Origin of the sequence: Glutamicibacter nicotianae (genome assembly GCF_016907615.1) — a bacterium.
GTDB classification, from domain to species: Bacteria; Actinomycetota; Actinomycetes; order Actinomycetales; family Micrococcaceae; genus Glutamicibacter; species Glutamicibacter nicotianae.
Genome location: NZ_JAFBCH010000001.1, coordinates 2,364,739 through 2,378,715, shown reverse-complemented (window position 1 = coordinate 2,378,715; position 13,977 = coordinate 2,364,739). Strand labels below are relative to the sequence as shown.

The following is a 13,977-nucleotide window of genomic DNA, read 5'->3' as shown; positions in this document are numbered from 1 at the left end:
CCTTAGTACCGTCGAATGGCTAGAGTCACCTTCGGGGCACTAAAAGTCAGGTATGTCTCTAATTTTGAGCTCATCCCGGCATCAGCCAATTGATTCTGGCGATACCGGGATGAGTTTCATGGCACTGCAGCTGCTTTGCCGCTGCGTTTAACGGCTAGTTCGCTGCGGCAACCTGTTCTGCGTAGGCAACCAGGGTGCGTACCTGCGAGCCGGTGCCGTTCTTCGGGGTGTAGCCCCAGGCGCTTCCTTCGTTGAAGGCCGGACCAGCAAAGTCGATGTGGGCCCAAGGGATCTTCTTGCCGTCGACTTCGCCGACGAACTCTTCGAGGAAGACGGCTGCGGTCATCATTCCGCCCATGCGCTCACCGATGTTCGCCAGATCGGCGACCTGCGACTCGATGGATGGACGCAGCTCTTCCGGAAGCGGCATGGCCCAAGCCAATTCGCCCACCTTGTCCGAAACGGCAACCAGGTCGCTGGTGACCTGTTTGTCGCCCATGACGCCTGCAGTGCGCAGGCCCAGAGCCAGCATCTGCGCGCCGGTCAGCGTAGCGATGTCGATCATGACATCCGGCTTTTCCAGGCTGGCTGCGGCCAAGCCGTCAGCCATGACCAGACGGCCTTCGGCGTCGGTGTTCAGCACCTCCACTGTCTTGCCGCCGAACATCGTCAACACATCGCCCGGACGGGTCGAGGCGCCGCCTGGCATGTTCTCCGCCAGGCAGAGCCACGCGGTGACCTTCACGTTCAGCCCAAGTTCTGCGACGGCGGCGACCGTCTGGAAGACTGCGGCGGCACCGGACATGTCCGACTTCATGGCGTGCATGCCTGCAGCAGGCTTCAGCGAGGTGCCACCGGTATCAAAGGTGATGCCCTTGCCGATCAAGGCGATGTGCTTGGCTGCCTTCGACGGCGCGTACTCGACCTTGACCATGCGCGGCTGGCGAGCCGAGCCGCCGCCGACGCCGATCAGGCCGCCAAAGCCGTCCTTGGCCAGTCGCTTCTCATCGAAGATGGTGACCTTCAGCGGCAGCGACTTGGAGTAGTCCTTGACCGCCACGGCGAAAGACTCCGGGTACAGCACGTTGGCTGGGGCATTGATCAGGTCGCGGGTGCCGCGGACCGCGCGGCCCAGGATTGCCGCGCGCTTGAGCACGGCCGGAAGATCCTTGGAGGTGGCAACCGAGGTGACGATCTGTGCTTCGGCCAGTACTGGCTTCTCGCTCTTCTTCGACCGGTGGTTCTCGTATCGGTAGCTGCCCAAAGCGATGCCTTCAGCCACGGCGGCAACGCGCTCAACGCTGTCGGCAGGCAAAGCGAAAATGGCGCTCTTGGCGTTGCTCAACTGGCGGGCAGCCGAGCCGGCGGCACGGCGCAGCTTCTCTTCGGTCAGATCGGCCAGCTCGTCAACGCCAAGGCCGATGAACTGCAGGACCTTGGCCTTCGTGCCGTCCACGCCAGGCAGCGCAGTGACTTCGTCGGCCTTCCCGGCAACTCCCAAAGCCGAGAGCGACTGCTCCAGCGTGGTAGTGGTGTCGGCGGCGAAGGGGGATGCCGCGATGGACACCTTGTCGCCGTTCTTGAGTACGCCCAGGATGAGGGCGTCAGCGCTCTTGCGCTTGATGTCAGTGCCAATGGCGCTCAGAGTGAGATCACTGGAGTTGATCACAAAATCATTCCTTCTATGCCTTTGTAGGGTCTAAGGTCGCGACAGCCCAAGTGGTATTCCGGAGCAGATCCTGCCGGCGGGCTGTGCGTCTCCTGCATCTAGATTATCCGAGGTTCCGCGTGATCGTGCGTTACTTCACAGCGAGCGAAAGCCAAGTAGCGATAGAATGGAGCATTGATCTGTTGCAGAAGTTCAGTCCTAGCCGATGGTTGCCGCCCTGCTGTGCCGGATGCCGACCCTGAATGAGGAGAAAATGTCCAAGGATTCGTTGATGACGCTGGTCGCAGACGATTTGGATGACTCGCGCCTTCAAGGTCTTGGGATGTTCATCTCGCTGAAGAGCATCAGTGATGCCGGGCATAATCACGCGCAGGTCTCCAACGAGCTTTTCGGCCGTCTGGAATCCGAACTCTTCGCCACTTTCGATGCCGACGAGCTGATCGCCTACACCTCCCAGCGACCGCGCGTCTCGTTCCTTGGCGACCACTTCGCCGGATACCAGGCCCCGCGCATCGAGATCTACCTTATGACTGATGAGATGGACCGCAAGTTCTGGTTCCTCAACGGAGTTGAACCGGATCTGAAGTGGGAACGCGTGATCGCGGAACTGCAGTCATTCATCGAGGCCTTCAACGTATCGCTGGTTGTTGGGACCGCATCATTGCCGATGCCGGTGCCGCATACCCGGCCGGTCGGCGTAACCGCCCACGGCAACCGCAAGGATCTGATCGAGAACATCTCGACGTGGAGTCCTACGGTTGAATCTCCGGCAGGCTTGGCCTCGCTGCTCGAAATCCGCCTTAGCGAAGCCGGCCGAGATGTCGTGGGCTACTCGATGCATACCCCGCACTACCTTGCCGAATCCGAGTACCCCGCGGTCGCCGTTGCGACGTTGGAGTATGTGGGCGCGGCGCTGAAGCTGGCTCTGCCGACCGACAAGCTGCGTGAAGCAGCCCGATTGGTTGACCAGCAGCTCGCCGAGCAGCTTCAAGCCAATAGCGACGTCCGCCAGATGGTGGACGGATTCGAGGAGCGTTTCGACGCGCATGCCAAGGAGCACGAGTCGCGTTCGCTGTTGCTGGACGAAGATGAGCAGATGGCGGATGCCGAGGAGCTGGGCGCCAGCGCCGAGCATTTCCTGGCCGCCATCGAGAACACTGAAGATTGGCTGAAAAACGGTTATATCGAACCGTTGCCAGGTGAACACGACCAGTGAGCCAGGCCCAACTGAATTCGCCGAAATCGTGGCTCGTCTTCGGCTTTGCAATTCTTGCCTACATTTCTGCAATTTCCCAACGCACCAGCTTCGGAGTCGCGGGCATCCAAGCCACCGAACGCTTCGATGCCAGCGCACAGATCCTGGCGACGTTCTCGGTCGTGCAGCTCGTTGTCTATGCCGGAGCGCAGGTCCCCGTAGGGCTGCTACTGGATAAATTCGGGCCCCGCATCCTGATTACCTGCGGCGCCCTGCTGATGGCTGCCGGCCAAGCGTTCCTGGCGATTTCGGTCAACGTGCCCATGGGCTTGGCCGGGCGCGTTATGGTCGGCATGGGCGACGCGATGGTCTTCGTCTCCGTGCTCAAGCTCTTGCCCCTGTGGTTCTCCGGTTCGCGCATTCCGGTGCTCACCCAGCTCACCGGTACTTTTGGCCAGCTCGGGCAGCTGATCAGCCTCTTTCCATTCCATATGATCCTGCTTGGCGTCGGCTGGTCCGCGGCATTCTCGATCATGTCAGGGTTCGCTTTCGCCACCTTCATCACGACGATCGCCTTCGTGCGCAATGGGAAGAACTGGAATGGGCATGGCGCGGGGGAGCAGGAGACCGGCTCGCGGATCTCGCAGGCATGGAAGCAGCCAGGGACCCGCTTGGGCTTCTGGACCCACTTCTCTACGGCCTTCATGATCAACACCTTCATGATGACGTGGGGCTACCCGTTCCTTGTGGAGGGACAAGGCATAGACGGCGCGATGGCTTCGGGCCTGATGGCTGTATTCGTTGTCGTCGCCATCGTGCTGGGCCCCATCCTCGGCGCCTTGACCGCGCGCCATGCCAGCCAGCGTTCCAATATCGCGTTGTCCATCGTGGGCGCCATCTTGGCGCTATGGGCGGTCGTTCTGCTCTGGCCAGGACAGGCACCGCTATGGATCCTGGTGCTCCTGATGGTCGCCATTGCCGCCGGCGGCCCGGCTTCAGTGATCGGTTTCGACTTCGCGCGTACGTTCAACTCGCCGCGTGTTCTGGGAACTGCCACTGGCCTGGTGAATACCGGCGGATTCATCGGAGCGTTCGTCACCATCTACGTCATCGGTTTCATCATGGACATGCTGCACAAGGCCAACGGGTCGGTCGGAGAACTCTACAACCTGCCGGCTTTCCGGGTGGCACTGTCCTTCCAATTCGTGATGGCATTGCTCGGGATGGCATTCATGGTCAGAGAACGCCGCAAGGCGCGCCGATTCCTCGCCGAACAGTAAACGCCGGCCCCGAGGCCTGGACCAGAAGGTTCTCCACAGCTCGCAGGCGTTGACGTCCTGTGCCAAGCGCCACGATGCACCGTGGAGCCATGACAACTACTCCAGAACGCCATCCCCTCTCGCTGTCCAGCTGCGAGGATATCCTGGCCTATGTGCCTCATGCCCTCGGTTTCTATCCACAAAATTCTGCCGTGATGATGCTGATCGACGAGGACCACCTGGAAGCGACCCTGCGTGTCGATTTGCCAGAAGCGGACACTTCGGCGGAGCGGGAGTCGTGGACCGCGCAGGTGCTTCGCCTCCTAGATCGCATGCCCCATATCCAAGGCGTGGTTCTGGTGGTCTACGCGCCGGAAGATTCGCTGGCCGAGGGCCGTATTCCGTACGCGCATCTGGTTGCGCAGCTCGAACAGGGGCTGACCGGCAAAAAAGTCCTGTTGCGCCACAGCTGGTGCCGACAGGGCCGATTCGTCTGGAACTACGCGACCGACGACTACGCAGAGCCGACCCCGGTGCGTCCGCTGGAAACCAACGAGACGCACCTGTCGCTGGTCTTTGCTGGATCGGCACCGTTGGATGTTCCATGGGACGGCAGTGGAATCCCTGAGTGGCCGCAGGCCGCCGAAATCCTGAAGATTGTCTCAAGCCAGCAGCACAACGTAATCAACTGCCTTGAAGCATGGCTGCAGACGATGGATCTCGCTGAAGCGGAAGCCCGAACTTGGATCCACGACGAGCATGAGCACACCGCACTTCTGCTTGGATCCCTGGAAGTGAAAATCGTTCGAGACCTGCTTCCGTATTTGGCTGGCCAAGGTCTGGACGCGGCATTGGATGTGCTGTTTGGCGTGATGCGCGGAGACCGGGAAGCCGCTGCCACACCCTTGACCAACTACTTGCTGGGCCGTGGTTGGCATGCGCCGGACTGGCAGCGGATTGACCGGCTGTGGTCGGTAGCCAGAGACCTGCTCGGCGTGGCCGAAGGCAACGCCCGGCAGGCCCTGCTGTGCATTCTTGCCTGGATCGAGTGGGCACGCGGCCGGGGGACTATGTCTTTGTGCCTGCTGGGCAGGGCTGTAGAAGAAAACCCGAACTACGAGTTGGCGCGGTTGCTGCAGAAACTGATGTCCCATGGAATCATGCCCGAGTGGGCGACCGATCAAATGCGGGCTTGGCGTGCCAACTTCAGCTGAGCAACGGCGGCCGGAGTGTCTCAAGTGGTGTCCTGATGCTAATTCATGGATAATGGGACAACAGACCCGGTTAGGTTCGAATTGCCTAGGTCTTGAGATCTGCGGATTTCGGGAACATTAGGCGGGCTTGATGCGTTGATACCAATGTGCCAGCCCTAGGTGTTTAGTCAGCGACTGAGCACTATCGGACTTGACAGGGTCATAGTGGTGTTACCGGCAGGTGCATCCGGAACGCATCGTTAGAAAGGTTATTCGTGTCATCTTCTGAGACGAACGCTAATCGCATAGCAACTGAGGCCGAGGTCGACGCGGCTGAGGCCGAGTCAGCAGCCCCTGCAGCGAAGAAGCGCGCTACCAAGGCCAAGCCTCGGACTAAAAAGGTCGCTGCCGAAACCGCAGCGCAAGACGAATCAACCGGAGCGTTGGCTGACGCCGAAGACGATGCTGAGCCAGGCACCGATTCGAAGGATGCGAAGTCCGACGATGATTCAAAGGGCTTCACCCTTTCAACCGGTGATGACGACGCTCCGCAGCAGCAGGTCATGGTGGCCGGCGCGACCGCTGACCCGGTCAAGGACTACCTGAAGCAGATCGGCAAGGTTGCCCTGCTGAACGCTGAGCAGGAAGTCGACTTGGCCCTGCGAATTGAAGCTGGCCTGTTCGCAGCTGACAAGCTGGAGAAGGACGATGGTTCGATGGATCAGCGTCTGCGCTGGGACTACGAGCAGATTATCCATGATGGCAAGATCGCCAAGAACCACTTGTTGGAAGCAAACCTTCGCCTGGTAGTTTCCTTGGCCAAGCGCTACACCGGCCGCGGCATGCTCTTCCTGGACCTGATCCAGGAAGGCAACCTGGGCCTGATCCGTGCGGTGGAGAAGTTCGACTACACCAAGGGATTCAAGTTCTCGACTTATGCCACTTGGTGGATTCGCCAGGCAATCACCCGTGCCATGGCTGACCAGGCGCGTACCATTCGTATTCCTGTGCACATGGTTGAAGTCATCAACAAGCTGGCGCGTGTCCAGCGCCAGATGCTTCAGGATCTCGGTCGCGAACCGACCCCAGAAGAGTTGGCCAAGGAATTGGACATGACACCTGAGAAGGTCGTCGAGGTTCAGAAATACGGTCGTGAGCCGATTTCCCTGCATACCCCACTGGGCGAAGACGGCGACTCCGAATTCGGTGACCTGATCGAAGACTCGGAAGCTGTTGTGCCAGCCGATGCAGTGTCCTTCACCCTGTTGCAGGAACAGCTGCATTCGGTGCTCGACACGCTTTCGGAGCGCGAAGCAGGCGTCGTGGCAATGCGTTTCGGCCTGACCGATGGCCAGCCTAAGACGCTGGACGAAATCGGCAAGGTCTACGGGGTGACCCGCGAACGCATTCGCCAGATCGAATCCAAGACGATGTCGAAGCTGCGCCACCCGTCGCGTTCCCAGGTTCTGCGCGACTACCTGGACTAAGAATCTGAGGATGTGGCCAGCAGTTCATGCAATGAACTGCTGGCCACATTTTTTATTGCCATTAATGCAAGAAGAAGGCGACCCAAAGCGGGTCGCCTTCTTTGATCAGCAATTGGCCACGAGATTAGTCGTTGGCGTCTACCTTGGGCTTTTCATAGAGCCGCGAGGACTCATCCTGCCAGAGGGAAGTCTGCGGACGCAGTTTTTGCTCGACATCGCGGCTATGGTGAGCGCAGAAAAGCAGCTCACCGCCGGTCGAAGCCAGCACGGCTCGCACGTAGGCCTGTGCGCCGCAACGGTCGCACCGGTCGAGGGCGTTAAGTTCACGACTAGCGGTCGTAGTAGTCATTGCCAGCCTCCTAAAGTTGATGGTTACTCTATACAACCAGCTTGGATCCCGACTTTATCCCGAATTGGCTGTTCTTTCGCTCACCGCGTAGCGCATGTGGATAAGCTCATACCTGCCCCGAGTGTTCGCCCGCACCGGAAAATAGCGGGTATTCGAACACATTAACGATTAGAATATGAACCAAGACGTACTTTCTCATGCAACTAGGAGACAACAGCTCAGTGGCTTCATCCGACAATTACAGTGCCCGGCACCTTTCCGTATTGGAAGGCCTGGAAGCAGTTCGTAAACGACCGGGCATGTACATCGGCTCCACCGACTCCCGTGGCTTGATGCATTGCCTCTGGGAGATCATCGATAACTCTGTTGACGAGGCGTTAGGCGGGTTTGGGCAGGCCATTGATGTCATCTTGCACTCTGACGGCTCGGTCGAAGTCCAAGACGATGGCCGTGGCATCCCCGTGGATGTTGAACCCAAGACTGGGCTGAGCGGTTTGGAAGTCGTCTTCACCAAATTGCACGCCGGTGGCAAGTTCGGCGGTGGCTCCTACAGCGCATCCGGCGGCCTGCACGGCGTGGGCGCCTCAGTAGTAAATGCTCTGTCGGCCCGCTTGGACGTGGAAGTTGACCGCGGCGGCAAAACCTACGGCTTGCAGTTCCGTCGTGGCGAACCAGGCAAATTTACCGATAAGGGACGCAAGAAAGCCGATGCGGCGTTCAAGGCCCATGAGACCGCAACGCCTCCGGGAATTATCGGCAAAGCCAAACGCGGCGTAACCGGAACGCGCATTCGCTACTGGGCCGACAGCCATATCTTCACCCCGGATGCGAAATTCTCCTACAAGGAATTGCAGGATCGCGCCCGCCAAACCTCCTTCCTGGTCCCGGGGCTGCGCATCACCCTGCGTGATGAACGCGGACTGCCGGACACTCCGGGCGCAGACGGACCTCATGAGGAAGTGTTCCAGCACGACGGCGGCATTAGCGAATTCGTCGACTACCTGAGCAGCGATTCACCGGTTACCGACATCTGGCGCTTCCACGGCAGCGGTTCCTTCCATGAAAAGGTTCCGGTCATCGACAGCAACGGCCGCAGCCATATTGAAGATGTGCAGCGTGTCTGCGAAGTGGACGTGGCGGTCCGCTGGGGGATCGGCTACGAAACCACCCTGCGCAGCTTCGTCAATATTATTGCGACACCCAAGGGCGGTACGCATACCGCAGGCTTCGAGCAGGCCCTGCTCAAGTCCTTCCGCAAGAATATCGAGGCCAACGCGCGCAAGCTCAAGTTCGGCCAGAAGGACAAGCTGGAAAAGGACGACGTTCTGGCCGGCCTGACCGCCGTGCTGACCGTCCGATTGGCCGAGCCCCAGTTCGAGGGCCAGACCAAGGAAATTTTGGGTACCCCACAAGTGCGCCAGATTGTTTCCAAGGTGCTGGAAAAGGCGCTCAATGATCGTCTGGGCTCCAGCAAGCGCAACGAAAAGGCTGAAGCCTCCACGCTGATGGAGAAGGTCGTCAACGAGATGAAGTCTCGTGTGTCGGCACGCATGCATAAGGAAGCCCAGCGTCGCAAGACGGCTTTGGAATCCTCGTCGCTGCCAACCAAACTGCTTGATTGCCGGAGCAAGGAAGTCGGCAAATCCGAACTGTTCATCGTCGAGGGCGACAGCGCATTGGGCACCGCCCGACTTGCACGCTCCAGCGAGTACCAGGCGTTGTTGCCGATTCGTGGCAAGATCCTGAATGTGCAAAAGGCGTCGATCTCGGACATGCTCTCCAATGCTGAGTGCGCAGCGATGATCCAGGTGATAGGTGCTGGTTCGGGCCGCAGCTTCGACATCGAGCAAGCGCGATACGGCAAGATTATCCTGATGACCGATGCTGACGTTGACGGTGCGCACATTCGCACCCTGCTGCTGACGCTGTTCTATCGCTATATGCGTCCGATGATTGAGCACGGTCGCGTCTATGCGGCGGTCCCGCCGTTGCACCGCATTGAGGTAATTAATCCGGGCGCCAAGCAGAACGAAGTCATCTACACCTACTCAGAGACGGAAATGACCAAGCTGCTGGCCAGCTTGGAGAAGGAAGGTCGACGCTACAAGGAGCCGATCCAGCGCTATAAGGGCCTGGGCGAGATGGATGCAGACCAGCTGGCTGAAACCACCATGGATCCACGCCATCGCATGCTGCGCCGTGTTGGCATCGAGCATGCGCAGGCAGCCGAAGAAGTCTTCGACCTGTTGATGGGCTCGGATGTGGCACCGCGCAAGAAGTTCATCATCGACGGCGCCGACGATCTTGAACGGGAACGCATCGACGTTTAGAACCGCAGATGCAACGACGTCCTTGAGCTCCACTGGGGTTCAAGGACGTCGTTGCATGGGATCGAGCGGGTGCTACCAGTCCAGCAGCCGTGGCGCTATGAGCAGAACTGTCGGGCAGACCATCAGCATGATGGTGCTCAGCAGCACCAGTGCCCGTTGCGGGCGGCTCAGCGGATCTTGCGGGGAGAGCAAGCGCTTGAGCCTGCGGGATGATACTTCGCCATCGGGCATGCCAACCAGACCGGCGCTAGAGGCATGAGGCGTTGACGAGCGGTCATCCATGGTCGCTGCGGTGGCCACAGTGACGATGGCTTTGAGCAGCGTCTGCCGATTGGCCTTTTCCAGCGCTTTGTCGTCGGCCAGCATTTCGATCAGTTGGCGCACTGCATCGAGTCCAAGCCGTGAGGTCGGCAACCAGGGCAACGCTTCGTGCCAGGCAGTGAAGGCCAGGATTAGCAAATCATGCCGTTGATCCAAATGGGAGCGTTCATGGGCTATGACCGCCTGCTGCTCTTGAGCCGAAAGCTGGGTCAGCAACCCCCGTGACAGTACTGTCACCGACTGCGAGATGCCGGGCACGCAGTATGCCACAGGCATATCATGATCGATCACCAAGGTGTTCGCGCGCGTCTGCGAGGGGTTGCTCAACAAGCGAAGCAGCTGCCGGTGCTTGGCTCGTTGGCGAGAGGTACGCCAAGCAGCACGCATGAGGGTCAATACCAGGTGGAAACCGAAGAGCAGCGCTGTGCTCAAGGCGAAGAGGTGTACTATGCCGGGGTAGGGCACACTCGTGTCTCCTGTCAATAGGAGCCATCCACCATGCAGTGCGGAGATCAGATCATCGCCTAGTGGGTCCAAGCCCCAGACAAGCATTGAGCCGATCATGGAAAGGCCACCGCCTAGAGCGATGGCTTGCCACAGGAGTACCGCTTGCACCGGTGAGCGCGCGGTCCATTTCGCCTTGGATAAAGCCAACGGCGTCGGCCACGCCAAAGCGATAGCCAACGCCGCTAGGAAATATGAGGTGAGAAGCACTCAGTCCCCGAAGTTCATCTAAATTATGCGGACTTTACTGAGTCCAAGATAGCACGCAGGGAAGCTGCTTCGTTGGGGGAGATGCCTCCAATGAATCGTGCCAAGACTACTTCACGGTCCTGGGCTGTGCCCAGGGCGTCGTTGAGTAGTCCAACGGTGTGATCCTCACGGGAGGATGAAGCTGCGTATCGATGCGGACGGGTAGTGCGCTCACGCTCCACCAAACCCTTCTTCTCGAGACGTGCTAGCACTGTCAGCACCGTCGTTACTGCGAGTTCTTTCGCGTCGGTGCCAAGCGCCGCCAAATCATCACGAAGGTCATTCGCGGTGAGTGGTTCTGCGGAATCCCACAGAAGATCCATGACGGAGCGTTCTAGATCGCCAAGGCTGGCCACTAGGTCGTACCTCACTTGCATTAGTTCTAACGCGGTTGCTTGCACTCAGCGAGAGCATGCAGACTGCTTGGGCTCTTAATTGTAGCCATCTTTCCACTATATTTCTACGGAGCGTAAAAGAGATAGTTGAGTACAGGCTTTAGCAGTTTCGCTGCGCGTTATGGGAATGTCCCGGGTGAACCTTGTTGACTTGGGTTTTTTAAGAGCCGTAGACACAACCCTGTCAATAGGCTTAATATTTGCGCTCGCGCCCGCGGTGTTGAAATTTGCAGTCGGCAAAACCTGCTAATCCCCTCGATTTCTACAATGTGTCGAAATCGTCTATTCTGGCCTTGGAGGTCTTTTCTACGAAACGTAGAAAAGCGGTTTAAATTCCATCCCACGATAGTTGAGGAATCCATGGATGCTCTAGAGATTGCCCGCTGGCAATTCGGCATTACGACGGTCTACCACTTCTTGATGGTGCCACTGACCATTGGACTGGGCTTGACCGTGGCCACATTGCAAACCATGTGGCATCGCACCGGCAACGAACACTGGCTGCGAATGACAAAATTCTGGGGAAAGCTTTTCCTCATCAACTTCATCATGGGCGTTGCCACGGGCATCGTCCAAGAGTTCCAATTCGGCATGGCCTGGAGCGAATACAGCCGCTATGTTGGCGACGTTTTCGGTGCGCCGTTGGCCATGGAAGCCCTGCTGGCTTTCTTCGTGGAATCCACCTTCCTGGGGCTCTGGATCTTCGGCTGGAAGAAGCTACCCAAGCGTGTCCACCTGGCAACGATCTGGTGCGCTTCCTTGGCCACGATCCTTTCGGCCTATTTCATCCTCGTTGCGAACTCGTGGATGCAGCACCCGGTCGGAACGAAATTAGTTGACGGCCGTGCCGTGATGACCGACGCATGGGCGGTATTCACCAACAACACTGCGCTCGTCACCTTTCCGCACACCATCTTCGGCGCCTTCGCCGTTGCCGGCGGCTTCCTGCTGGGCATCTCCTGGTTCCACCTCTACCGTCGCCGCAAGGAAGGCGTCGACACCGTGGATGCCAACGGACATGTAGTCGTGGGTGAAGACCCAAACCGCGGCAAGAACCGCGACAAGACCGACTACCAGGTCTGGATCAAGTCACTGCGTATCGGTGCTTCAGTAGCCATGGTCGCCTTTCTCGGTGTTGCTCTGAGCGGGCACGAGCAAGCAAAGCTGATGTTCGAACAGCAGCCGATGAAAATGGCAGCGGCAGAGGCAGCTTGCCATGATGGAACCGGCTTCTCCGTGCTGTCGTTGGGCGATATCACCGCCCAAGGCGCAACCAACTGCGACAACGTCGTAGCTGTCTTCGAAATTCCGGGCATTCTCTCGTTCCTGGCCAACGGAGATTTCACCACCGAAATCAAGGGTGTGAATACCCTGATTCCGGAATACCAGGAAAAATACGGCAAGTACTATCCAAGCGATGAGTCCTTCGGGCAGTACGCGGGCCAGGAAATCAACTACCTGCCCGTGATGGAAGTGACCTACTGGGGCTTCCGCTTGATGATCACTCTGGGCGGACTCTCGGCACTGGCAGCCGGCGTCGCGCTGTGGATCACCCGCAAGGGCACCGTCCCGGAAAGCAAATGGCTGTCGAGACTGGCGGTATTGGGCATCGCCGCACCCTTCGGCGCCAACGCCACCGGATGGATTTTCACCGAAATGGGCAGGCAGCCGTTCACCGTTGCGCCTAACCCGCAGATGGGCGGGGTGGACCAGGTGTTCATGTATACCGCGGCCTCGGTCTCTCCGACCGTCAGTGCAGGAGAAATGCTGTTCTCGCTGATCTCGCTCACTGCAATCTATGGCGTGCTGCTGGTTGTGGAACTGGTCCTGCTCACTCGCTACGTCCGAGGCGGCGTGGCATCGGCAATGCCGGAGCTCGAAGCGGCAGATCATTCGTCATCCGGAGGGCCTAACGGGCCTGACAACGATGATGACGACGTACTGGCATTCGCCTACTAGCGGAACGGACGAAGGAGAATTTCAATGGATTGGCTTCCAACACTTTGGTTCGTTGTGATAGCGCTGCTCTGGTGCGGCTATCTCTTCCTTGAAGGCTTCGACCTCGGGGTCGGCATGCTCATCGGGCTTGGACGTTCCACTGAGAAACGCAAGCGTCTCTTGCTGAATACCATTGGCCCGGTCTGGGACGGCAACGAAGTGTGGCTGCTGACCGCCGGTGGCGCGACCTTCGCCGCCTTCCCACACTGGTACGCCTCGCTGTTCTCGGCACTCTACATTCCGTTGACCATTGTCCTGGTGGCATTGATCTTCCGTGCTGTGGCCATCGAATACCGGGGCAAGGCGATCACCGCTGCAACCCGGAAAGCATGGGATCTGGCCTTGGGCCTCGGATCGTTGGTCGCTGCCTTCGGCGTCGGAGCCATGCTGGCGTTGACCACCTTGGGGCTGCCCTTGAATGAGAACGGGGACCGGATCGGCGGAGCCTTCGCCTGGCTGAATTGGCATGCCATTCTCGGTGGCGTAGCGGTGGTGGCGTTCTGCTGGATCCATGCATTGGCTTTCCTGCGGTTGAAAACCGACGGTGCGGTCCGCCGCGAAGCAGGCAAGCTCGTAGGCCGCTGGCTGCCAGTAGCAATCCTGCCCTTGGTCGCGTGGGCACTGCTGGTGCTGCTGGGTAACGACTCCGGCATCGCATGGGCAGTGATGGGCCTGGCGGTCATCGCTCTGGCTGTATCGATGATCAGCGGACGCGCTGGACGCGAAGGAGTTTCCTTCATCGCACTGGGAGTCACGCTATTGGCCGGAGTCGCCGCGATCTTCACCGCCGCTTACCCGGTGGTGCTGCCGTCGACCATTGACCCGGCCTTCGATCTCACCGTGGCCAACGCGTCAAGCACGGCCTACACCTTGAAGCTCATGAGCATCGTCGCTGCCTTTGGCGTGCCGATGGTCCTGGCCTACCAGGCGTGGAGCTACTGGGTATTCCGCAAGCGCTTGCGCGAAGAGCATATTCCCGACACCCATCGTGTCGCCTCGATCATCAAGTAACTGCGTTTTTGACGGAA

Annotated in this window: 11 protein-coding genes; 7 read left to right on the top strand and 4 right to left on the bottom strand. The window is 59.1% G+C overall.

The window, feature by feature from the left end:
* Positions 1-154: 154 nt before the first annotated feature.
* On the bottom strand, positions 155-1,669 hold the full coding sequence (locus JOE62_RS11350; RefSeq protein ID WP_204722432.1) for a leucyl aminopeptidase: 1,515 nt from the start codon (positions 1,667-1,669) through the stop codon (positions 155-157).
* 253 nt (positions 1,670-1,922) lie between these two features.
* Between JOE62_RS11350 and JOE62_RS11345 the strand changes: the two genes are divergently transcribed.
* The 4 genes from JOE62_RS11345 (at position 1,923) to JOE62_RS11330 (ending at position 6,803) form a co-directional block, all read left to right on the top strand.
* On the top strand, positions 1,923-2,885 hold the full coding sequence (locus JOE62_RS11345; protein ID WP_204722431.1) for a proteasome assembly chaperone family protein: 963 nt from the start codon (positions 1,923-1,925) through the stop codon (positions 2,883-2,885).
* Positions 2,882-4,144: an MFS transporter gene (locus JOE62_RS11340; RefSeq protein ID WP_204722430.1), complete on the top strand. Its 1,263-nt coding sequence runs from the start codon at positions 2,882-2,884 to the stop codon at positions 4,142-4,144. The genes JOE62_RS11345 and JOE62_RS11340 overlap by 4 nt, the downstream gene beginning before the upstream one ends.
* An 89-nt stretch (positions 4,145-4,233) precedes the next feature.
* Positions 4,234-5,337: a DUF4192 family protein gene (locus JOE62_RS11335; RefSeq protein WP_204722429.1), complete on the top strand. Its 1,104-nt coding sequence runs from the start codon at positions 4,234-4,236 to the stop codon at positions 5,335-5,337.
* A 254-nt stretch (positions 5,338-5,591) separates the two neighbouring features.
* The gene (locus JOE62_RS11330) at positions 5,592-6,803 is read left to right on the top strand and encodes an RNA polymerase sigma factor (protein ID WP_204722428.1); all 1,212 of its coding nucleotides are present in this window, start codon (positions 5,592-5,594) and stop codon (positions 6,801-6,803) included.
* Positions 6,804-6,927: 124 nt separating this feature from the next.
* On the opposite strand, the gene JOE62_RS11325 is transcribed toward JOE62_RS11330, so the two are convergent.
* On the bottom strand, positions 6,928-7,152 hold the full coding sequence (locus JOE62_RS11325) for a DUF7455 domain-containing protein (RefSeq protein ID WP_038991880.1): 225 nt from the start codon (positions 7,150-7,152) through the stop codon (positions 6,928-6,930).
* A gap of 221 nt (positions 7,153-7,373) precedes the next feature.
* On the opposite strand from JOE62_RS11325, the gene JOE62_RS11320 reads away from it, so the two are divergent.
* Positions 7,374-9,482: a DNA gyrase subunit B gene (locus JOE62_RS11320; protein ID WP_204722427.1), complete on the top strand. Its 2,109-nt coding sequence runs from the start codon at positions 7,374-7,376 to the stop codon at positions 9,480-9,482.
* Positions 9,483-9,554: 72 nt separating this feature from the next.
* On the opposite strand, the gene JOE62_RS11315 is transcribed toward JOE62_RS11320, so the two are convergent.
* Positions 9,555-10,517 carry a M56 family metallopeptidase gene (locus JOE62_RS11315; RefSeq protein ID WP_204722426.1) on the bottom strand — a complete coding sequence of 321 codons (963 nt, stop codon included), beginning with the start codon at positions 10,515-10,517 and terminating at the stop codon, positions 9,555-9,557.
* A gap of 23 nt (positions 10,518-10,540) precedes the next feature.
* Positions 10,541-10,912 (bottom strand): BlaI/MecI/CopY family transcriptional regulator, encoded by a 372-nt coding sequence (locus JOE62_RS11310; protein WP_204723286.1) that lies wholly within the window; start codon positions 10,910-10,912, stop codon positions 10,541-10,543.
* A 399-nt stretch (positions 10,913-11,311) separates the two neighbouring features.
* On the opposite strand from JOE62_RS11310, the gene JOE62_RS11305 reads away from it, so the two are divergent.
* Positions 11,312-12,910 (top strand): cytochrome ubiquinol oxidase subunit I, encoded by a 1,599-nt coding sequence (locus JOE62_RS11305; protein ID WP_204722425.1) that lies wholly within the window; start codon positions 11,312-11,314, stop codon positions 12,908-12,910.
* Between the two features lie 24 nt (positions 12,911-12,934).
* Positions 12,935-13,960: a cytochrome d ubiquinol oxidase subunit II gene (cydB, locus tag JOE62_RS11300; protein ID WP_204722424.1), complete on the top strand. Its 1,026-nt coding sequence runs from the start codon at positions 12,935-12,937 to the stop codon at positions 13,958-13,960.
* The last annotated feature ends 17 nt before the right edge of the window (positions 13,961-13,977 follow it).

Bases quoted from the DNA above. Each gene is read 5' to 3' on its own strand.
- JOE62_RS11345 (WP_204722431.1), top strand. From the start codon at position 1,923: ATGTCCAAGGATTCGTTGATGACGCTGGTCGCAGACGATTTGGATGAC.
- JOE62_RS11335 (WP_204722429.1), top strand. From the start codon at position 4,234: ATGACAACTACTCCAGAACGCCATCCCCTCTCGCTGTCCAGCTGCGAG.
- JOE62_RS11325 (WP_038991880.1), bottom strand. From the start codon at position 7,152: ATGACTACTACGACCGCTAGTCGTGAACTTAACGCCCTCGACCGGTGC.
- JOE62_RS11305 (WP_204722425.1), top strand. From the start codon at position 11,312: ATGGATGCTCTAGAGATTGCCCGCTGGCAATTCGGCATTACGACGGTC.
- cydB (WP_204722424.1), top strand. From the start codon at position 12,935: ATGGATTGGCTTCCAACACTTTGGTTCGTTGTGATAGCGCTGCTCTGG.